Genomic DNA, 19,872 nt, shown 5'->3' with positions numbered 1-19,872 from the left:
ATCGCTTGATCATCCCGATGAAGCCATGGTCAGTCTGGAACAATTGAGCAGCGCTTGCGGTAGTCCGCCGGGCTCAGGCGATAGGCGCGCTGGAACCAGCGGCCCAAGTGACTTTGATCGGCAAAACCGAGCATGGCCGCCACCGCCACGGCACTCTCGCCACGCGCCAGCAGGCGCCGGGCGCGGGCCAGGCGCAACTGGATCAGATAAGCATGGGGCGCCAGGCCGAATGCCGCCTTGAACGCACGGGTCAGGCGAAAGCGATCCACGCCGGTGACCTGCGCCAAGTCATCCAGGCCGATGTCTTCGCTCAGGTGACTGTGCAGATAATCCCGGGCCTGCTGCGCCACCAATGGCAGCCGTGGATCCGGGTTGATCCGCGCCCGCCAGTGCAGGTGTTGGGTCAGGTTGGCCAACAGCGTATCGAGGGCCGTCTGGCGCACGATGCGGATCTCCTGCTCGTGCAGGCTCTGGAAGGCCATGGCCGTGGCACTCGCCAGCCGCGCATCGTCCGTCAGGGTGGCGGCAAACCCCAACTGGGCGTTGTCCGGCGCCACGTCGAACAAGGAACGCAATTCGCGCTCCAGCCATTGAGGCTCCAGGTACAACGTGCGGTAGGTAAACCCGTGGTCGTGGGGGGCATTGCCGTCATGCAGCTCGCCGGGCTCGAGCAGAAACACTTTGCCCGGCGTACTGTTGTGCTGCTGGCGGCGGCAATGAAACTGCTGCACGCCCTGCTCTGTCACGCCCACCAGATAGGTGTCATGCCAGTGGGGGTCATAGGCATGCCCCTCGAAATGCGCGCGCACGGTCTCGATACCGGACGTGGCGTCCTGCTTGAGATCGATCCAGTTGCGCGCTGCCATGCCCTATCCCGCTTGGTGAATGTGCTCTTGGCAGATTAACGGCTGATGAGGAGAGTGTCTGGAAGATTTGTGCAAACCTTGTGGCGTTCGGGTTTGCTCACGATGGTGTTCGGTCTGTAGATGCGTCTGTAACCGACCCACCGCTATCACGAGCAAGCTCCCACAGGTTTATAGCCGCCTCAGGAATCCGGAGTAATCACCGGCAACACCGTCTCTACCGCCAAACGAGCCAATTCAGCATCCTGCTCAGCCTTGACCCCAGAAACCCCGATGGCACCGATGCACTGGCCGTCATGGTGAATGCTCACCCCACCTTCAAGCATGCCCTGCACGTGCGGAGCGCTGAGAAACGCGTAACGACCACCATTGATCATGTCTTCGAAAACCTTGCTATCACGCCGCCCCATGGCGGCCGTGCGGGCTTTTTCGGTAGCGATATAGGCCGACAACGGCGAGGCATCGTCCAGGCGCAGCAGCCCCAACGGGTGGCCTCCGTCGTCTACCACACAGATCGACACCGCCCATTCCCGCTGGTGCGCCAGATCTTTGGCCGCTACCAGCAACATGGCAACGTCTTGTTCAGTGAGTGCCGCTTTGGTTTTCATGGATCACTCCGTGCTGTGTAACAGGAAGCCCGCAGATATAGCCTGCGGGCCAAAAACCAGCCTCGAACCTCATTCGCCGTAGATATCGAAGTCAAAGTACTTCTGGCGAATCCGCTCGTAAGTGCCGTTGGCGCGAATGGTCGCCAGTGCCTGATTGAAGCGGCCCGCCAGCGTATCGTTCTTGCGTACCGCAATGCCGATGCCGGTGCCGAAGTATTGTTCCTCGGTGAAATTGGGCCCGACAAATTCGAAATCATTGCCCTCGGGACGCTTGAGCAGGCTCTCGTCGATCACCACCGAACTGGCCATGGTCGCGTCCAGGCGCCCGCCCAGCAAGTCGAGGAATATTTCGTTCTGCGAACCATAGCGCACTACCTCGGCGCCCGCCGGGGCAAAGTGATCGGTGACATAGCGATCGAAGTTGGTGGCCCGCTGCACGCCGATCCGCTTGCCGTTGAGTTGTGCCGGAATATCGTTGATGCCGCTGCCCTTGCGAAACACCAGGCGCGCCGGGATTCGGTAATAGCGATCAGTGAAGTCCACCGACTTCAATCGCTCGGGGGTGATGGACATGGAGGAAATCACCGCGTCGACCTTCTTCACCTTGAGCGCTGGAATCAAACCGTCGAATTCCTGTTCCTGCCAGACACAACGGACCTTCATCTCGGCGCAAAGTGCCTGGCCGATGTCGTAGTCGAAACCGACGATGGCGTTGTCCGGAGTTTTTGAGGCGAATGGTGGATAAGCCGCCTCAATACCGATGCGCAACGATGATTCGGCGGCTTGCAGGCTCGTGCCGAAAGCCAGCAGCGAGACGAGACCCAGTTTCAAGGCGATGCGTTTAACGTTCATTCATTTGCTCCAGGTGCGATGTTATTGATTTCGGGCACTGCGCAGAAGTCGCCCGTTATGGCAGCAGCAATGTGAACAAGCCCGGGCGGTGGCTCTGGTGGTCGCCTGCCCGGTGACAGCACAACGGTGATCCGGCCGACGGCCTCAGACCGCCGCCGTGACAATCAGCTCCAGCAAAATCTCCGGGTCGTCGAATGCCACCTGGGCCGTGGCCCGCGCTGGCGTCTGCGTGGCATCGAGCCACTCGCTCCACATTGCGTTCATCGCAGCGAAATCCCGGCCCATGTCTTTCATCCATATCTGCACATTGAGCAGCCTGTGCTTGTCGCTGCCCGATGCGGCCAGCAGCTCATCGATCCGCTGCAGCACCTGGCGGGTCTGGCCCTCGATGTCCTGGCTGCAATCGGCGGCCACGACACCGCTGAGCCAGGCCACGCTGTTGTGCACGACGCTACGGCTCAGGCGTGGGTTGCTTTCGATGCGTTGAATACTCATGAAGGTTCCTCGAGGGAAAGACGCTCACCGGCCAATTGGGCGAGCGTGATGGGTTTGAGGGGTGAACGGATGCGGTAATAGCCCACCTCGGCGGGTGCGACGTGGCGGCGTTCGGCAATGATTTCAGTGACGCTCAGACCGCATTGGCGCCCCTGGCACGGGCCCATGCCGCAACGGCCGAAGGCCTTGGTCTGGTTGGGGCCCAGGCAACCCAGGTCGACGTAACGGCGAATGTCGCCAGCGCTGACCTCTTCGCAGCGGCATACCGTGACGTCATCAGCGGGGATACGATTCTGGGGCCGGGGGCGATACAGGGTGTCGAGCAGCGGCCGTGCGGCGCGGGCGCGGCGTAACAGCTGCTGCAGGGCGCGCGCGCGCGTCGGCTGGCCGGCGATTGTCAATGCGACCAGGCGCCCCTCCAATTGCGCCACCTGGGCACCGCCGATGGCACCACCGTCACCGGCGATAAAAATGCCCGGCGCGCTGCTTTCACCCCATTGATTGCGATGCGTAATCCAGCACAGTTGCTGTTCGTTCCAGTCGTGCTCCAGGCGCAATGACCAACTGACCTGGGTGTTGGGCACCACGCCTTGATGCAGCAGAACCAAATCGGCGCGAATGCGCCGCGAGCGGCCTTGACTGTCGAAACTCAAGGCGCAGGCCCGATCCGTGCCTTCAACCTGCAGGTTGCGCGCGCCGCAAAAATGCCGGACGCCGGCACGCTTGAGCTCGGTCAGCAGCTTCAGTCCTTTGAGCAGATCACGCCAGCCGCGCAATGCACCGGGAACTTCCCGCCAGGCACGCAGCAGATCGCTCCGATGGCTGGTATCCACCAGGGCCTCAAGCGCGACGCCTGCACGCAGGTATTGCACCGCCAGCAAGTAGAGCAATGGACCACACCCGGCCAGCACCACTGGCGTGGCCGGCACCATGGCAGCGCTCTTGAGCAGAATCTGCCCGGCCCCGGCGGTCATGACGCCCGGCAGGGTCCAGCCAGGAATCGGCATCGGCCGTTCGAAGGCCCCCGTGGCAATCAACAGATGGCGCCCTTGCAAGACTTCTGCACGCCCCTCGAACAGGTAGTGCACCTGACGCTGCGGCGTCACCTGCCAGATGGCTGCGTTGGGCAGATAGCGGGCACCGCATTGCAGAAAGTCGGCGGCCAATTTTGCCCCGGCCACGTAGTCGTCACCCAACACGGCGCGGCGGCGAGCGTCAGCCTGGAGCACCTGGCGATATATCTGTCCGCCTGGGCTGGCCTGCTCGTCCAGCACGACGACCGACAGGCCGTGGGCCCTGGCTTCGAGCGCAGCGCTCATTCCCGCCGGACCAGCGCCGATGATGATCAGGTCGATGATTGCATTACTCATCGCCGCCCTCCTGCCATGGTGCCAGGCACGCGGCTCCGCGTTGGCGCCGCACGCGCATGCCGGAACTCACCGGCACCAGGCAAGCCTGGGCATTGGCTTGTCCATCCACTTCCACCAGGCATTCGAAGCACACACCCATCATGCAATAAGGGGCGCCGGGGCGACCGTTGATCGCGCTTTCGCGGGTGTGGCGAATGCCACAGGCCAGCAGCGCCGCCGCCAGGGATACCTCGGCGGGCACTGTGAGCGGTCTGCCTTCAAATTCGATCTGCACGGTGTGATCTCCCGAGGCCAGCGGCCGGAACAGACTGTCAGCCGACATGGCGCACCTCTGCTTGCAGGTTGAAACGCTGCAACCCGAATGGCTTCACCGCCGGCTCATCGAATTCCCCGGCGATCCAGGGCACCAAGCGCAAGGCATGGGCGGCAGCCAGCGTCACGCCGCTGTGGCAACTGATAATCGACAGCCCCGGGCAGCCTTGGGGCATTTCGTATATCGGAAAGCCATCGGCACTCATCACCCGCAGCGCCCCCCAGGCCCGCACCACTCGTACCTGGCCCAGCCGCGGAAAACACTGCACCGCGCGCCGGGCAATAGCCGCCATGACCTGGCTGCCGGTGCCGTCATCGAAGCCCGTTGACTCGTGGGAATCACCCAATTGCAGCGTGCCCTCGTCGGTCTGGCGGACATAGGTAGTGGGGTACTGCAGAAAAGGCTCAAGCCGCTCGGTGACCAGAATCTGCCCACGGTTCGGCTGCACCGGCACGTCCAACCCTACCCTGGCCCCCAACGCCCGATTGCCGAGGCCAGCGGCCAGCACCACCTGGCGGGCAGCCCAGCGCTGCTCTCCTGCCCGCAGTTCGAAGCCCGTGGTGCCCGCGTCGATGGCCTCGACGTGATGGCCGTTGATGAGCTTGACCCCGCGAACCTGGCAGGCGGCATAGAGCGAGCGCAGCAGCTTGAGCGGGTTGACGTGGCCGTCCATGGGCGAGAAACAGCCGCCCACGACATCAGGCCCAACGCCGGGCAAGCGGGCGCGCAGTTGCGCGGCGTCCAGCAGTTCAAAGGGGTAGTCGCCAGCAAAGGCGTCACGCAACCAAGCCAGCCGATGACTTTCCTCGGCCATTTCCGCGTCGCTCAGGCACAACTGGAAGCCACCCTGTTGGCGTAGATGGACATCGATGCCGGTATCGGCTTGCAACGCCGCGGCGAATCGAGGCCAGAGCGCCACCGATTCCCGCGTCCACCGGGCATACGGGCTCATGCGGTAGCCCTTGCCCTGCACCCAGAGCAAACCAAAGTTGCCCCGGGCGGCGCGAATAGCGTCATCGCCCTCGTCGAGCACGCTCACCTGGCGCCCGAGCAAGGCCAGTCCATAGGCGATGGACATACCCACCAGGCCACCCCCTACGACAATGACATCAGTTTTTGACATGGTTTTCGGATCGCTGTTTTCGGCGCCACTGATTCAATCAGACGCCGGCCCATGGCTGGTTCAAGTGCTTTCTGTCGATCCTAGGGCGATGACAGCGCCTTGAAAAATGCTTTATTTTGGCAACCTCATGTCTTTTTGTTATGGGTGGATCCGAGCTATGAATCTCCGTCAGTTGGAAGCCTTTCGCGCCGTGATCCTGGGCCAGACCGTGACGCGGGCTGCCGAAATGCTGCACATCTCGCAGCCGGCGGCGACCCGACTGATCGCCAGCCTGGAAGAGGACATCGGCTTCAGCCTGTTCGACCGGGTCAAGGGGCGGCTGCAACCCACCGCCGAGGCCATGACCCTGTACCAGGAAGTGCAGCGTTCGTTGTTGGGGGTGGAACGCATTGCGCGTACCGCCCAGGACATCCGCACGCTCAAGCGCGGTTCACTGCACATTGCCTGCGCACCGGCCATGGGGTTGTCATTCGTGCCCCGGGCGATTGCTGCGTTCATGGCCGAACACGATCAAGTGCAGATATCGCTGGTGGTGCATTCGTCCCGGGAAGTCGTGGACCTGGTGGTGGGCCAGCGCTGCGACCTGGGCCTGATCGTGCTGCCCAACACGTACCCCAGCCCTCGTGCCGAAAAATTGCTGGCCACGCGCATGCTCTGCGCCCTGCCCGCCGGCCATCGCTTGCAGGACCAGGCGACGATCCGCCCGGAAGACTTGCAGGGCGAACCGTTCATTTCCTACCCGCAGTCGATTGCCTCACGCCAGCACATCGATGCGATCTTCGCCGCCCATGGCATAGACCGCGAACTGCGCCTGGAAACCCAGCTCTCGCTGCCCATGTGCGCGTTCGTCGAACAGGGCCTCGGCGTGGCGTTGGTGGATGCCATCAGCGCCGTCGAGTACCGCGGCCAGGGCATCGTCTTCCGTGCCTTCGAACCGGCGATAGAAATGGACTTCAGCATGCTTCTGCCCGTCCAGGGGCCGGTTTCCAAGCTGCAAGCCAGCTTTCTGGAGCACATGCAGCGGTTCATCGAAGCGCAGGTGCCGGCGGCCTATCGGTTCTGATGTGACCGCCAATCGCCCACTAATGGATCCACTGATCAGATAAATTGGTCATTTACGCCGCAATACCGTTGACAACGAAATTAGTTAAGAGAGTTAATGGATCCACAGACAAGAACAACATCCGCCTGGAGATCCCTCATGTACCCCAAAAATGCCTGGTACGTTGCCTGCACCCCCGATGAAATCGCCGACAAGCCCCTGGGTCGCCAGATCTGTGGTGAGAAGATGGTTTTTTACCGGGGGCATGAAGGCAAGGTCGCGGCGGTGGAAGACTTCTGCCCCCATCGCGGCGCCCCGCTCTCCTTGGGGTATGTCGAAAACGGCAACCTGGTGTGCGGCTATCACGGCTTGGTGATGGGCTGCGACGGCAAGACCGTCGAGATGCCGGGGCAACGGGTGCGAGGCTTCCCTTGCAACAAGACTTTTGCAGTACAGGAACGGCATGGGTTCATCTGGGTCTGGCCCGGAGACCAGGCGCAGGCCGACCCGGCGCTGATCCATCATCTGGAATGGGCTGAAAGCGATGAATGGGCCTACGGTGGCGGCCTGTTCCATATCCACTGCGACTATCGCCTGATGATCGACAACCTGATGGACCTGACCCACGAAACCTACGTCCACGCCTCGAGCATCGGCCAGAAGGAAATCGACGAGGCGCCGCCAGTGACCACGGTCGATGGCGATGAAGTGGTCACCGCCCGGCACATGGAAAACATCATGGCCCCGCCGTTCTGGCGCATGGCCTTGCGCGGCAACAATCTGGCCGATGACGTGCCGGTGGATCGCTGGCAGATCTGCCGTTTCACCCCGCCCAGCCATGTGCTGATCGAAGTCGGCGTGGCCCATGCCGGCAACGGCGGTTATCACGCCGCGCCGCAATTCAAGGCGTCAAGCATCGTGGTGGATTTCATTACGCCGGAAACCGAGACGTCGATCTGGTACTTCTGGGGCATGGCCCGGCACTTCCAGCCGCAGGATGAAGCCCTCACCGCGTCCATTCGCGAAGGCCAAGGCAAGATTTTCAGCGAAGACCTGGAAATGCTCGAACGCCAACAGCGCAACCTGCTGGACCATCCGCAACGCAACTTGCTCAAACTCAACATCGACGCAGGCGGCGTACAGTCCCGCCGGGTGCTGGAGCGCTGGATCGCACGGGAACGGGAAGCACAGGCCGGGTTGATCGCCAGCAGCCATCAACCACAACGGGTGGAGCAACGGCCATGATCGAAGTCCAGGTCGCGGCGCGACACAACGAAGCCCTCGATATCTGCAGCTACGAATTGACGCGTGTCGATGGCGAGCCGCTGCCGGCCTTCACCGCCGGCGCCCATATCGATGTGCACTTGCCCGGCGGGCTGATTCGCCAGTACTCGCTGTGCAACCATCCCCAGGAGCGGCACCGCTACCTCATCGGTGTGCTCAAGGATCCGGCGTCCCGCGGTGGTTCGCGCAGCCTGCATGAGCTGATCCAGCCAGGCATGCGTTTGCACATCAGCGAGCCGCGTAACCTGTTCGCTCTCGCCCCGCAAGCCCGGCGCAGCCTGTTGTTTGCCGGCGGCATCGGCATTACGCCGATCCTGTGCATGGCCGAGCATCTGGCCCAGAGCGGTGCCGCGTTCGAGCTGCATTACTGCGCCCGCGCCCGGGACCGCGCGGCCTTTGTCGAGCGCCTGCGCCAGGCGCCTTATGCCGACCGGGTATTCCTGCATTTCGATGAAGAACCGGAAACCCTGCTGGACGCCGCCAGGGTGCTGGCCGCGCCGAGTGACGATGTGCACCTCTACGTCTGCGGCCCCGGCGGGTTCATGCAACACGTCCTCGACACCGCCAAAAGCCAGGGCTGGCAGGAAGCCTGCCTGCACCGCGAATACTTTGCCGCCGCCCCTACCGACACCCGTGCCGATGGCAGTTTTTCGGTCAAGCTGGCCCGCAGCGGCCAAGTGTTCGACGTGCCGGCGGACTGCAGTGTGGTGCAGGCGCTGGAGCGCCATGGCATCGAGATCCCGATCTCGTGCGAACAAGGGGTCTGCGGCACCTGCCTGACCCGCGTGCTGGAAGGTGTACCAGAGCATCGGGACATGTTCCTGACCGAGGCTGAACAGGCCTGCAACGACCAGTTCACGCCGTGCTGCTCCAGGTCGAAAACCCCGGTGCTGGTGCTGGATCTCTGACAACCACCGGAAAACAGGCACCCCAAATCCCGTGGCGAGGGAGCTTGCTCCCGCTCGGCTGCGCAGCACTCGCAAACCAGACAATGCGATTTACCTGAACGATATAGGGCCTGCTTCGCAGGCCAGCGGGAGCAAGCTCCCTCGCCAAAGGGGATGCGTGCTGGCTACACAAATACAGCAGTCATCCGGGCCGTTCACTCCGAACGGAGAATCACCGTCATCCGCTCGTCAGCCAGTGTCGAGCCGAACACTTCGGCATAGCGCAGGGTCGCGTTGGCATGCTCGCGCATGATTGCCTCGGCGCGGCCGCTCTGGCGGTTGATCAAGGCGTCGAACACCGAATGGTGTTGCATATGGGCATAGTTGAAGCGGCGAAATTCGCCGGCCATGTTCTGGCGATCCACAGCCAGGGCGGTGACTGAGGCGAATGGCAGATGATCGTTGCGGGCCAGGGCATCGGCAATCGCCGGGTTGTGGCTGCCTTCGACGATCACCTGGTGAAAGCGCATGTTGAGGTCGTGATAGACCTCCAGGTCGTCCTCGGTCACATAGCCCTTGGCGAACAATTCATCGCCCTGCGCCAGGCATTGCTCGAGTATCGCACGGGCCTCTTCAGATAAACCGTGCTCGGCCGTCTGCCGTGCCGCCAGGCCCTCCAGCACGCCACGCACCTCCACGGCCCCGGCGATCTGTTCGGCACTGACCGAACGCACCTGGAAACCTCGTCCGCCGAAGCGCACCAGCAACCCTTCCTGCTCCAGGGTGCGGAACGCCATGCGCACCGGCATGCGCGATACGCCGAACAACTCGGCCGTGGGTATTTCCATCAGACGCTCGCCAGCGGCCAACTCGCCCGAGGCGATCATCTTGCGCAGCGCAACCAGCACCGTTTGGCCGGGCTTACTCATCCAGGCGATTCCACAGAAAAGAAGCCGTCATAGTAGAAGGCTTGGCGCAGCGTGTCACGGCAAGGCAGTGGCAGCCAGGCTGGCCGCCACAGCGGATTGTTCAAACCCCTGCCAACTCGCGCAGCTGCGCCAGGGTCTGTTCGTCCAAGCTGATCCCATGCTCATTGGATTTGCTGCGTTCGCGATGGCGACGGTCTCCCGGCAAGCGCCGCAACCCGACGCCATGCATCTGCCTGACCAGTTCCTGGCTGCGCTCGGCAAAGTTTTGCCCGGCGGTCTTGCTCGGGTCGATCACGATCAACAACTGACCGGTCCACGGGGTCTTGGCACCCGGATGGTTGTGCCAGTCGAACTCGAAGGAAAAATTGCCGCCAGTCAGGGCTGCCGCCAGCAACTCGACCATCATCGACAGCGCCGAGCCCTTGTGTCCGCCAAAAGGCAAGAGCGCTCCACCTTCGAGAATCGCCTTGGGGTCCCGGGTCGGCTGGCCGAGGCTGTCCACGCCCATTCCTGGTGGCAACAACTCGCCCTTGCGTGCAGCAATCTGTACGTCGCCGTGGGCAATGGCGCTGGTGGCGAGGTCGAAGACAATCGGCTCACCGTCAGCCCGTGGTGCGGCGAAGGCAATGGGGTTGGTGCCGAACAATGGGCGGTCCGCGCCATGGGGCACCACACACGTCATGCTGTTGACCACACTCAACGCCACCAGGCCTTCATAAGCGAACGGCTCGACATCCGGCCAGAGGGCGGCAAAGTGATGGGAGTTGCGAATGGCCAGGACGGCGATACCGGCACTGCGGGCCTTCGCTACCAGCAACGGACGCGCTGCGGCCAGGGCGGGCTGGGCGAACCCGTTGCAGGCGTCCACCGCGACAAACCCTGAAGCGACGTCCTCGACCATCGGCACGGCCTTGCCGTTGACCCACCCGCTGTCGAGTGTCGAGACATAACCGGGAATGCGAAACACCCCATGGCTGTGGGCGCCGTCGCGCTCGGCCCCGGCGCAGTTTTCAGCCAGGCACCGAGCGACTTCGGTCGACGTGCCATGACGCAGGAAAATTTTCTCCAGCAAGCTCACCAGAGCATCGAAAGACAAGGTGCAAGAAGCGGCATGATCGGATGGCACAGACATCTGAAGCTCCAGAATGATTGTTGGAGGTAGCAACAGCGTAAAGGGACCCGCCGGGGGATTAAACACCGGTTCAGGCGCGCACTGTCAATCCTTGTCCACGGCATCTGCCCGGCCTGGCAGGTCGAAAACCAGCATGCAGTAACTATGTACCACCTTGGCTCTTTCATCGTTGCCTAGTCTGGCGGCTTCCTCCACGTTCGCGCCGCTTTGAGGCGCCCCGATCGAGAAGCAACGATGCTCACTGAAACCACGCCACTTTTATTTCCCGAGGTATTGCACGCCCATCGCCTGGACGAATTGACCGCAACCCACGGACTGACGCAGGCAGACCTCGACTGGTTGCAGCACATCGCCCTGCCCGAGCACACCCAGCGCGCAGCGCAGACACCCCCGATGTTCGCCGAAACCATTCTGTTGCAAGCCGATGAAAAACCGCCCATTGCACTGGCCGGCTGCTTTGTCCTCAGCACCTCGTCGAACAGCAGCAAAACCAGCACCCACCCGGCGTTCCTCTACACGCCAAGTGGCGGCATAAAAAAGTTCGACAACCTGGCATCCCTCGAAGCGCAGATTGACCGGATGCGCCGGGACACTGCGCAACGCGACGACCTGTTTCGTCTCTTGTCGATCTCCCAACGCAGCGAACTGAACAGTACCACCGACATCCGGCAGACCCGGCAACTCATCGAAGAGGATGTTTTCAAGACCCAGCTCGAATCCATCGAGCACGCCCAGCGTCTCAATGCCCTGGCCATGGTGAATGAACTGATCAAATTGCCCTCGTTAAGATCGATGCTTGACCAGGTATTGAACGAGGCGCTGCCAGACCTGGATCATCGACAGATCCGCGTGGCCTTCAGCAAGGGGGCTTACCCAGGAAATCCAAGGGCCATCCAGGTGACCGAAAGCCTTCCACTGAGCGATGCCATCCTGGGCTATTTCCATCATCAGGGCTGGCCTGTCGGGCATGACATCGATCTGACTCACCCGGGTACGCCCGCATCGTCCTACAGCCCGCAGCGATGGGAAAACATCATAAAAAACATTGCCAGGAAACTGATTCCAACGCTTATCGGTTGCATCGATGCCTTTTGGGAGAACACGACGACCCACTTTTATATGTCTCGGCGCAAACTGCTTTCCCAAGTCATCCACGACAGACTCTGGGCAACCATCCTGGTCGAGCGGGAAAAAAGACAACTGACGGAGGAACAAAGTCGTGAACTGCTCCGATTGTTCAGGCCCTCGCGCCGGGACGAAGCACTGCTGTTCATCGAAACGATTCGCCTCTGGGAATATGAGCCGCACTTTGTAGAACTTGCAGGCTCCTTGATGATCAGCGCCAAAGGCAACTATCTCTACACCCCCATGCAGGGTCTTCAGAAGATAGACAACCCTCCAGGTTTCAAGGCTGCGCTGTTCGGTCACCCCGCAAGCACCGCACAAAAGGAAGCGCTCTATAGCCTGCTGAGCCTGGAAGAGCGCAACCGTTTCCTGCGCTTTGACGAACCACAGATTTCGGGCAAGCCGCTGGATTTGCCAGTGTCCGAATCCCTGGCGAACGCCATCATCGAAAAACAGAAGAATAACTTTCATTACGCACTGGAAATGTCTCGCCAGGGCGATGTCGACATCCACGCGCTCATCGACAAGGCGCTGGATATACGCACCTTCATCAATAAAAGCCTGTTGGACCCGCCTACTGCCGGACACTGGGGGACTCATCCCGCTTTTCATGGAAGTCTGCGCCCGTCCAACTTCATGGCTGATCAGATGCAAAGAAAGGTCAAGAGCTACACCGATGTCGAAGCCGCTTTCGATAGCCTCTTTACCCGGTTGCCGACCTCCCACAACGTTTCGCTGCACAATGGGCTCAGGCAATTACTGGCTGAACTGACCAATGTTTTTTCCTTGGGGATACGGGCCGAGGCCGAACTCAGGGAACTTAACGCGAGCCTGCCGGCGATTGCCAATGACCTGATCAGAACGGTTTTTGCCTACGATTCAGAATACCCGGACCGTGCCCAACGGATCGGCGTCAGGGGCTTCCGGCCGGATGTCTATTCGTTGACGCTGGCCTGTAGCGAAGAAGACCGAACGGTTTATCTGCCCCTTGCCAACTGCTTTTTATTAACTGAGCGCGGAGGCCTCGATACCCCCTATTCGGGCATGGCCATCCTGTGGACGCCCGCCGATGGCTTGCAGGCGTTTTCGTCCGTAGATGTTGCGACCCAGCAATTGAATCGGCACCTGCTCGATTCCCGAAAACGCTTTGGGTTGCTCGCCAACCTCACCCCGGCCCAACGCCAACCTCATGGACGCTATCAACTCCAGGCATATGAACTGATCGAGGACAACGTGCTGGTGAATCGGATGAGTTCGTTCATCAAACACTTTGAGGCCGAGCATGCTTATCTGAGCACCTTGAAAGCCGGAAGCTGGCAACTGACCGGCAAGGCTCTGTCGAGAAGCCTTCAGGCATTGCTGGACAAAGGCGCGCCGACCAATCTCAAGCGCGCCACCCACATTGCCCGGGCTAATAAGCAGCAACAGCAACTCCCCGCCTGGCTCGGTACAGCGGCACTTGACGATCAACGCCTGCACGTCGAGTTGCTTGAGCAATATAAAAACAGCGTGTTCGATGGCAAGGACTATCTGGACGGTATCGAGCCGCTGCGCACCTATGTGCGTAATAAATTGAAAGCACTGCTGAGCGCACGCTTCGCTGCAAACAACCTTGACCCCGACACCCTCCAGATCACACCAAACCTCGCCATAGTCGGACCGGCCAGTTCGCTAACCGACTTCGCCATGCATCACATCGAAGTGACCCGGGAGGGCTTCAAGGTTTCTTCAACGTCCACGCAGAAATTGCCGGACGGCCTGAACGAGATCACCGTCAGGCAGATGCTGTCCTCGTTGAATATCTCGACCGATTTTAAAAATCAGGTGGCGCAGAAACTGTCCGGCCCCACTGCGCAGGCCCGGCAAAGAAAAACGGCCTTCCGCCAACAAATGCCCTGGCAGTTGCTGCAATACGCTCACGCACGTTATCTGCAACAACACCTTTCCCCCTTGGCCTTTGATTTGATTCGTCAGGTGGTGGACATGCCCGATGCTGTCGCTCGCAAAGCCGTTGACGGTGCCAACGCGTTTATTCGCCCGCTGGAATTGATCAAGACCGGTGGTGCAGTGCCGGTCAAAGCGCAAGGGCTCTACTTGATCGGCTCGAGCGTCGATGCGACAAGTCCTCAGGTCCTGTATTCGCCCTACCACGAGGGGGAGCACTTCATCGAATTCAAGGATGAAGCGAGCGTCATTGCCGCATTCAATACGCCAGGGATACTTCAGAACCTGCTGATTCGCCGGCTTCCCGAGCACCAGCAGGCCACATTCAGGCACCTGTTCGCCGCCACCGTCGGGCAGCGATCGGAAATCACCCTGGCCTCGAACCCTATCCAGACCAACCTGTTCGACACATTGTTCGACGACAACGCAGCATTGTTATCGGACATGCTGAGCGCACAAACCAATGAAAAACGACAGTTTGACTGGGAAACGGTCCTGCACCTGTTCAGCTCCGGCATCAAGTCAGTGGGGAGGCAACTGTCGGGCAAACTGACTTTTATCGAAACGCTTTGGGAAAGCTACCAGGACTTCAAGGCTTCAGCCGAAGCGTTGCAGCAGCATGACTGGAAAACAGGCCTGCACGATTTTATCGCCGGCGCTGCCGAGATGGTGTCGCTGGGCCTGATGAATCGCGAGGATACATTCGGTCTTCTCGATCCCATTGAACCGCTTTCGCAAGGCGCTACGTTGGCCAATCGCTGGAAGGACATCGCTTCCACCGCCCGGATCCGAACCGACTTGAGCGTTTTCGAGGCCATGGGTATCAGCCTGTCGGACCTGCAACCAGACCTGATCGACGGCACCTACAAGGCACTGGAAAACGGCAGGCTTTATATCCCCCTTGCCGGCAAAGTCTTCCAAGTAGCGAAAGCCGGCCAAACCTGGCGAATCGTGCATGAGCACGCAGAGGGGCCGTTATTGAGAAAGTCGCCTGACGGCCGGACATGGGAACTCGATCCACAACGCCAGACCATACGCTTTGGCAAAGCCGGATCGAAAATGGCCGTCACCTACAGCGACTTCAAGGCCAAGGGCTCACTGAATATCGAAGCAAAGGGCATGGCTGAGATACGCAGGAAATATCCGCACCGTGCAAACGCAATTGTGCAGGCACTGGAGACCGCGAGGTTCTATTCATTCAACGCCCTTCACAACCTTGATCAATTCAAGCGACAACCACTTGCGGGCGCTCGGCTGGATAATTTCATGAGATTGTTTTTTGGGGTCGACAGCGTCGACGCTCGTCTTATCAGCAAGATAGAGACGGCGATCTCGCCCATATGCCGGGCATTGGCCGATCCATCCTGGGCGCAACAGAATGCCGACCGCATCGTGATCGGCAACCTCAAGCACCTGGAAGATCGAGCAACCGCCTTCGTACTCGAGCCGGCAGCCGTCGGCAGAATCTATATCACGCAGTTTTTCTTCGACATGGGCTTGGATTGGTACAAGGCCGTCGTACCTGAGTTCTTCAATGTCGATGCGCATGCCCAGGGAGCGACCCTCATCCACGAAATTTCCCATCAGTTGTTCAATACGTTCGACATCATCTACCTGGACGCCGCACTGCCATTTCTCGATTTGATTTCAACAGCGACTTACGCCGGAAAGTTGCGATACGACGAGCAAAGGGACCTGCAACTCAACGGGCTTTCATTGACCACACCAAAGTCAAAACTGTTCACGCAGTGGGACAGCACGGATAACACTTACAAGAAGCTGGAGCTGTTGCCTGGATACAGTCAAATCACCCGGGAAATCCTGAAGATTACTGGCGCCAGAACCATGGATAACGCTCGCGATGATTTTCTCGATTCGATTTTGCCGGACAAGCGCATCGACGTCATACTTCGCAACGCCGACTCGCTCACACTCTTGATCTGTGAATTGGGACGCCAACTCGACCCCACTCCACCACGGAAAACTACCGTGCCATGAACGGTTTGGGTGGTTGATCTTTTTTTCACGCAATGTATGCGACGGTAGGCGACAACGAGTGTTTGAGTAAAAAAACAGGCGATTGATGCGTAAACGCCATGACGGTTGTTCTCGGCAGCTCATGCCGAAGGTTAGAATGCGGCAAACCAGGAAGAGTCAATGACCGAACATCCCCTCTCGGAAGCCGAATACGACGCCATTACCGATGCCGCTGCCCATTGGTGCATGCGTTTGCATGCCGCCGATTGCACCCATGCCGAACGGCAGGCGTTCAAGCAATGGCACGATGCCGATCCCCTGCATGCTTTCGAATACGAAGCCATGCTGGAGATCTGGGCTGTTGCCGATCATCTGCCGCGTGTCGAGTCAACGCCGACGGCTCCAGCACGCCGCACCCAGTCGCGTTGGAGCCGGTTGGCGGTCGCCGCTGCGGTGTTAGTAGTGGGCACGCCCCTGGCTGCTTACACCGGCTGGAATCTGGGCTGGGTTGCCAATTCCTACCAGCGCTTCGAAGCGGGCGCCAGCGTACGTCATGTCACCCTGGGTGACGGCAGCCAGGTCGAACTCAACCTGGGCAGTGAGCTGGTATTTGCCAACTACAAAAACGAACGCCGGGTGACGCTGAAAAAGGGTGAGGCGTTTTTTGACGTCAGCCATGACAAACAGCACCCGTTTGTCGTTCGGGCTGGCCAAGGCCAGGTGCGTGTGACCGGTACACGTTTCAACGTATGGATGTACCAGGACCAGGTACGGATCACGCTACTGGAGGGCTCGGTGAGGGTGACCAGCAACCAGGCACTCAGCCGTGACGGCCTGCCGCTTTTCCCGGGCATGCAGGCCAGCTACAAGGCAGGCGACCAACAACCGCAAGTTCATGAGACAGATGCCAATGACAGTTCGCTGGCCTGGCGCAACGGCAAACTGGTGCTGGATAACCTTGCCCTGAGCGATGCACTGCCGCTGATCAACCGCTACCTCGACCGGCCTGTCATGTTGGCCGACAACAGCACCGGGGGCCTGCGTATCGGTGGTGTCTACAACATCAGCGAAGTGCAAAACCTGGTGCCTTCGCTGCCGAAAGTGCTGCCGGTCTACCTGACCCAGAACAAGGACGGCAACCCGGTCCTCAATTCCATCGGGCAACGACCAGCCACTCACTGACAGCTTTTCTCTGTGGGAGCCTAGCTTGCTCGCGATAGCCCGGGTCAGCTTGCCTCGACGTTGAATGCGCCGCCCTCATCGCGAGCAAGCTCGCTCCCACTGGGGATTTGTGTTGGCCGGGAAATCACAGGCTGGCACCGATCCTATGTGTGGAAGCGAGCTTGCTCGCGAAGGCGGTGGATCAGTCTACATTCAGTTTGAATGTGACCGCTCACCAGCGGCTATTGCGTCGCCACCCTGCCCGTCTCATCACGCTCGCGGATAATCAACGCTTGATAGTGCGGATCGGCCTTGATCTGCTGTTCAGTGAATGGCAGCACACTCCACTGCTTCTGCGAAAAGGCCTGGGTCTGGTCCGCCGAATATGGCGATGCCGGGTCGCTGGAGAGGGAGAATGCCAGCAACCCCTGGGCCTGCGGACCGTTGCCGTCAAACGTCACCACTTGCAGATAACTGGTCCCGCTGACCACCTCCCGCTTGCCGTCCGCCCCGGGCACACTCTGGATCGCGTTGTAGATGCCCAGCTCCCCGGGACCGCCGTGAATCGGTGTCTGTCGGCTGCCGCTGCTGGCCACCTGGACGTCTTGCCATTGGCTGTCCTTCGACAAGCCGGCGACCTTCACCGTCTCCACCGAAGCCAGCATGGCATCGCGCACGGCCTTGAGTACCGCTGGCCGCTCAATCGCCAGGCCACGCGGTGTGTGTTGCGGGTCTTTGGGGTCGAACGCGACGCGCCATGAATCCGGCACCGCCTGCAAGCGGTCCATGATGTGCTGGAAATGCACGAACCCCAGGCCGCTATTCAGGCCGGCCTTGCGATCCCACGCCTTGAGGCTGGCACACGCCTCGACCAATGCCGAAGCATCAGCCCCCAGGTCACCGGCGCACACGCCGAGCAGGTCCGGCATCACTTGGTCAGCCAGGTAAACCTGATCGTCCATGACCATGCGCTGCAAATCCTCGATCTTCACCGGCCCGCTCTTGGCCAATTGGCCCATCCGGTCCAGCGCAAAACGCGCCCGCAGTCCCAGGGGCTGGCCTTGCTGACTGATCAATGGGGAGTAACCGGACAGCGGCTGCGCAGGGTTGACCATCCAAGCCGAATCGTTGGAGTTCTGCACGTAATCGCGGCGCAGCAACTGCGGAAGCCTGTCGGCGGCATAGGTGCCTTTTTGCACGGCTTTGGAATCGATGCCCCAGGCACACTCGCTGCGAGAGCCATCCAGCACGATCAGTCGCAACCCAGCCCGGGGATCGCTGCACCGGGCCAGTTTCTCGGCGTCGACGTTCGGCACCACCGACACGTTCATGTAAAGGCTTTGCCCCTGGTCATCCACCGCCAGGGTATTGACCCAGGGAATGCCCTGGATCTTATGGACGGCGTCCTGCAGATCCTTGAGCGTGACCGCCTTGTTCATGGCGTACCACTGCGCCAGCACGCGATCGTTTTCCAGGTTCGCATCCCGCAGGCTGTAGGCGAACCGGTTATCCCAGTCCAACCGGCCAGGCCACTGCACGATCGGGCCGAACTGCGAGCCATAGATCACTCGGGTGACCGTCTGCACCTGTCCATCAGGTTGCTTGTCGTCCACCGCGACCGTCTGCTGACTCATCGGCACAGACTTGCCGTCAAGCAGATAGCGGGTCGGGTCCTTAGGGTCGAGTTGCAGGCGGTATAGGGTGAAGTGTTTCGAGCTGTCGACGGTGTGGGTCCAGGCCAAGTGCTGGCTGAAACCGATATTGATCATCGGCAGGCCTGGCAGCGCCGCGCCCATGACGTCCAGCTTGCCGGGAATGGTCAGGTGCATCTGGTAGAAACGCATGCCGCCCAGCCACGGAAAATGTGGGTTCGCCAGCAACATCCCACGGCCGTTGAACGAGCGCTCGCTGCCGATGGCCAGCGCATTGCTGCCGCGCTCCAGGGCAAAACGCTGCTGCCGAGTGGCGGCGGCCGCGAAACCAGCGACCGGGGTGCCCGCGAGTGCGCTCGCCTGGGGCGGTTGCGCGCCGGCCAGGGCCTCGGCGAATTGACCAACGCCGCCTTCCACCAACAACCGACGGGTCAACTTGACCAGGTCCAGCGCCGTGATCGGCCGCACCCACTCGCTGGCACATTGTTCGGGCAGGCCTTTGGCCTTGCGCTCGACCAGCGCACGGTTGTAGCCCGCCACGTAGCCTTCGACCAGTTGTTGCACTTGAGGCGTCTGGGCCTGCCAGAAACCGGAAACCGCTTGTGGCGTGTTGAGCCAACTGAAGAACAGATCACTGACGCGGTTCTCCCGCTGCTCCACCGTCCTGCGCTCGGGCCCGAAATAGCGCGAGCGCTGGGCATTGACCGTGACGAGTTCATTGGCCAGCAGGCACAGGTTGTCCTGGGCGTAGGCGTAGCCGATGCCATAACCCAGCCCGCGCTCATCCTGCGCCCGGATATGCGGTACGCCAAAACGGGTGCGACGGATCTCGGCACTGGCCTGCTGCCCATCGTCTTGCGCATTGACCACGGGGCTGAGCCCGAGGGCGATCCCCAGAAAAGCGCCTGCGAGGCCAATCCTCGATAACTGCCCGGACATTCTCACATTCACTCCTGATAAAACTTCAGAAACCAGGACGGCCACCGGTGCGACAGAAGACAAACACTCGACCCGCCTGGGAAATCACATGCCGCTTGCTGAACCGGAATGTGCCTCCCTTGAAAACGAACCGGATGAAAAAAAATTAATGGCTGGCAGCCTTTTGAATATGGGGG

Annotated in this window: 15 protein-coding genes; 5 read left to right on the top strand and 10 right to left on the bottom strand. The window is 60.6% G+C overall.

From position 1 onward, the window contains the following. Nucleotides 1-29 precede the first annotated feature (29 nt). The 7 genes from BM300_RS18425 to BM300_RS18395 all read right to left on the bottom strand — a co-directional run bounded on the left by BM300_RS18425 (nt 30) and on the right by BM300_RS18395 (nt 5,624). Nucleotides 30-866: an AraC family transcriptional regulator gene (locus BM300_RS18425; protein ID WP_092463510.1), complete on the bottom strand. Its 837-nt coding sequence runs from the start codon at nt 864-866 to the stop codon at nt 30-32. A 179-nt stretch (nt 867-1,045) separates the two neighbouring features. After that, nucleotides 1,046-1,471, bottom strand: coding sequence for a GlcG/HbpS family heme-binding protein (locus BM300_RS18420; protein ID WP_092143201.1), 426 nt, complete (start codon nt 1,469-1,471; stop codon nt 1,046-1,048). Between the two features lie 69 nt (nt 1,472-1,540). Continuing rightward, a complete protein-coding gene (locus tag BM300_RS18415) occupies nt 1,541-2,323 on the bottom strand; it encodes an ABC transporter substrate-binding protein (RefSeq protein ID WP_063321187.1) in 783 nt (260 codons plus the stop codon). 144 nt (nt 2,324-2,467) lie between these two features. Beyond that, nucleotides 2,468-2,818 carry a RidA family protein gene (locus tag BM300_RS18410; protein WP_092143198.1) on the bottom strand — a complete coding sequence of 117 codons (351 nt, stop codon included), beginning with the start codon at nt 2,816-2,818 and terminating at the stop codon, nt 2,468-2,470. After that, a complete protein-coding gene (locus BM300_RS18405; protein ID WP_092143195.1) occupies nt 2,815-4,188 on the bottom strand; it encodes an FAD/NAD(P)-dependent oxidoreductase in 1,374 nt (457 codons plus the stop codon). The genes BM300_RS18410 and BM300_RS18405 overlap by 4 nt, the downstream gene beginning before the upstream one ends. Continuing rightward, a complete protein-coding gene (locus BM300_RS18400) occupies nt 4,181-4,510 on the bottom strand; it encodes a (2Fe-2S)-binding protein (protein WP_092143192.1) in 330 nt (109 codons plus the stop codon). Before BM300_RS18400 ends, BM300_RS18405 begins: the two co-directional genes overlap by 8 nt. Continuing rightward, entirely contained in the window at nt 4,500-5,624 is a 1,125-nt protein-coding gene (locus tag BM300_RS18395; protein ID WP_086936577.1) for an NAD(P)/FAD-dependent oxidoreductase, read from the bottom strand. The genes BM300_RS18400 and BM300_RS18395 overlap by 11 nt, the downstream gene beginning before the upstream one ends. 157 nt (nt 5,625-5,781) lie before the next feature. Between BM300_RS18395 and BM300_RS18390 the strand changes: the two genes are divergently transcribed. From BM300_RS18390 to BM300_RS18380, 3 genes are all read left to right on the top strand, one after another. Continuing rightward, the gene (locus tag BM300_RS18390; RefSeq protein ID WP_063321183.1) at nt 5,782-6,687 is read left to right on the top strand and encodes a LysR substrate-binding domain-containing protein; all 906 of its coding nucleotides are present in this window, start codon (nt 5,782-5,784) and stop codon (nt 6,685-6,687) included. A gap of 138 nt (nt 6,688-6,825) precedes the next feature. Continuing rightward, nucleotides 6,826-7,911, top strand: coding sequence for an aromatic ring-hydroxylating oxygenase subunit alpha (locus tag BM300_RS18385; protein ID WP_092143189.1), 1,086 nt, complete (start codon nt 6,826-6,828; stop codon nt 7,909-7,911). Further along, nucleotides 7,908-8,858, top strand: a complete 951-nt coding sequence (locus BM300_RS18380) for a PDR/VanB family oxidoreductase (protein ID WP_092143186.1) — start codon at nt 7,908-7,910, stop codon at nt 8,856-8,858. The genes BM300_RS18385 and BM300_RS18380 overlap by 4 nt, the downstream gene beginning before the upstream one ends. 194 nt (nt 8,859-9,052) lie before the next feature. Here the strand turns inward: BM300_RS18380 and BM300_RS18375 are convergent, their stop codons facing one another. Next, nucleotides 9,053-9,766 carry a GntR family transcriptional regulator gene (locus tag BM300_RS18375; RefSeq protein WP_063321180.1) on the bottom strand — a complete coding sequence of 238 codons (714 nt, stop codon included), beginning with the start codon at nt 9,764-9,766 and terminating at the stop codon, nt 9,053-9,055. A gap of 100 nt (nt 9,767-9,866) precedes the next feature. Then, the gene (locus BM300_RS18370; protein WP_092224204.1) at nt 9,867-10,898 is read right to left on the bottom strand and encodes an Ldh family oxidoreductase; all 1,032 of its coding nucleotides are present in this window, start codon (nt 10,896-10,898) and stop codon (nt 9,867-9,869) included. Nucleotides 10,899-11,132: 234 nt separating this feature from the next. Between BM300_RS18370 and BM300_RS18365 the strand changes: the two genes are divergently transcribed. Next, the gene (locus BM300_RS18365; protein WP_092463508.1) at nt 11,133-15,965 is read left to right on the top strand and encodes a dermonecrotic toxin domain-containing protein; all 4,833 of its coding nucleotides are present in this window, start codon (nt 11,133-11,135) and stop codon (nt 15,963-15,965) included. A gap of 159 nt (nt 15,966-16,124) precedes the next feature. Then, on the top strand, nt 16,125-17,126 hold the full coding sequence (locus tag BM300_RS18360) for a FecR family protein (RefSeq protein ID WP_092463506.1): 1,002 nt from the start codon (nt 16,125-16,127) through the stop codon (nt 17,124-17,126). A gap of 221 nt (nt 17,127-17,347) precedes the next feature. Here BM300_RS18360 and BM300_RS18355 read toward each other — a convergent pair whose 3' ends face one another. Further along, the gene (locus BM300_RS18355) at nt 17,348-19,696 is read right to left on the bottom strand and encodes a bifunctional acylase PvdQ (RefSeq protein WP_092463504.1); all 2,349 of its coding nucleotides are present in this window, start codon (nt 19,694-19,696) and stop codon (nt 17,348-17,350) included. Nucleotides 19,697-19,872 lie beyond the last annotated feature (176 nt).

Source organism: Pseudomonas sp. NFACC46-3 (genome assembly GCF_900114515.1).
Classification (GTDB): domain Bacteria; phylum Pseudomonadota; class Gammaproteobacteria; order Pseudomonadales; family Pseudomonadaceae; genus Aquipseudomonas; species Aquipseudomonas fluorescens_Q.
This window is presented reverse-complemented; position numbering and strand designations above follow the sequence as displayed.

Bases quoted from the DNA above. Each gene is read 5' to 3' on its own strand.
- BM300_RS18425 (WP_092463510.1), bottom strand. From the start codon at position 866: ATGGCAGCGCGCAACTGGATCGATCTCAAGCAGGACGCCACGTCCGGT.
- BM300_RS18375 (WP_063321180.1), bottom strand. From the start codon at position 9,766: ATGAGTAAGCCCGGCCAAACGGTGCTGGTTGCGCTGCGCAAGATGATC.
- BM300_RS18380 (WP_092143186.1), top strand. From the start codon at position 7,908: ATGATCGAAGTCCAGGTCGCGGCGCGACACAACGAAGCCCTCGATATC.
- BM300_RS18390 (WP_063321183.1), top strand. From the start codon at position 5,782: ATGAATCTCCGTCAGTTGGAAGCCTTTCGCGCCGTGATCCTGGGCCAG.
- BM300_RS18385 (WP_092143189.1), top strand. From the start codon at position 6,826: ATGTACCCCAAAAATGCCTGGTACGTTGCCTGCACCCCCGATGAAATC.
- BM300_RS18360 (WP_092463506.1), top strand. From the start codon at position 16,125: ATGACCGAACATCCCCTCTCGGAAGCCGAATACGACGCCATTACCGAT.
- BM300_RS18410 (WP_092143198.1), bottom strand. From the start codon at position 2,818: ATGAGTATTCAACGCATCGAAAGCAACCCACGCCTGAGCCGTAGCGTC.
- BM300_RS18355 (WP_092463504.1), bottom strand. From the start codon at position 19,696: ATGTCCGGGCAGTTATCGAGGATTGGCCTCGCAGGCGCTTTTCTGGGG.
- BM300_RS18395 (WP_086936577.1), bottom strand. From the start codon at position 5,624: ATGTCAAAAACTGATGTCATTGTCGTAGGGGGTGGCCTGGTGGGTATG.
- BM300_RS18400 (WP_092143192.1), bottom strand. From the start codon at position 4,510: ATGTCGGCTGACAGTCTGTTCCGGCCGCTGGCCTCGGGAGATCACACC.
- BM300_RS18420 (WP_092143201.1), bottom strand. From the start codon at position 1,471: ATGAAAACCAAAGCGGCACTCACTGAACAAGACGTTGCCATGTTGCTG.
- BM300_RS18405 (WP_092143195.1), bottom strand. From the start codon at position 4,188: ATGAGTAATGCAATCATCGACCTGATCATCATCGGCGCTGGTCCGGCG.
- BM300_RS18370 (WP_092224204.1), bottom strand. From the start codon at position 10,898: ATGTCTGTGCCATCCGATCATGCCGCTTCTTGCACCTTGTCTTTCGAT.
- BM300_RS18415 (WP_063321187.1), bottom strand. From the start codon at position 2,323: ATGAACGTTAAACGCATCGCCTTGAAACTGGGTCTCGTCTCGCTGCTG.
- BM300_RS18365 (WP_092463508.1), top strand. From the start codon at position 11,133: ATGCTCACTGAAACCACGCCACTTTTATTTCCCGAGGTATTGCACGCC.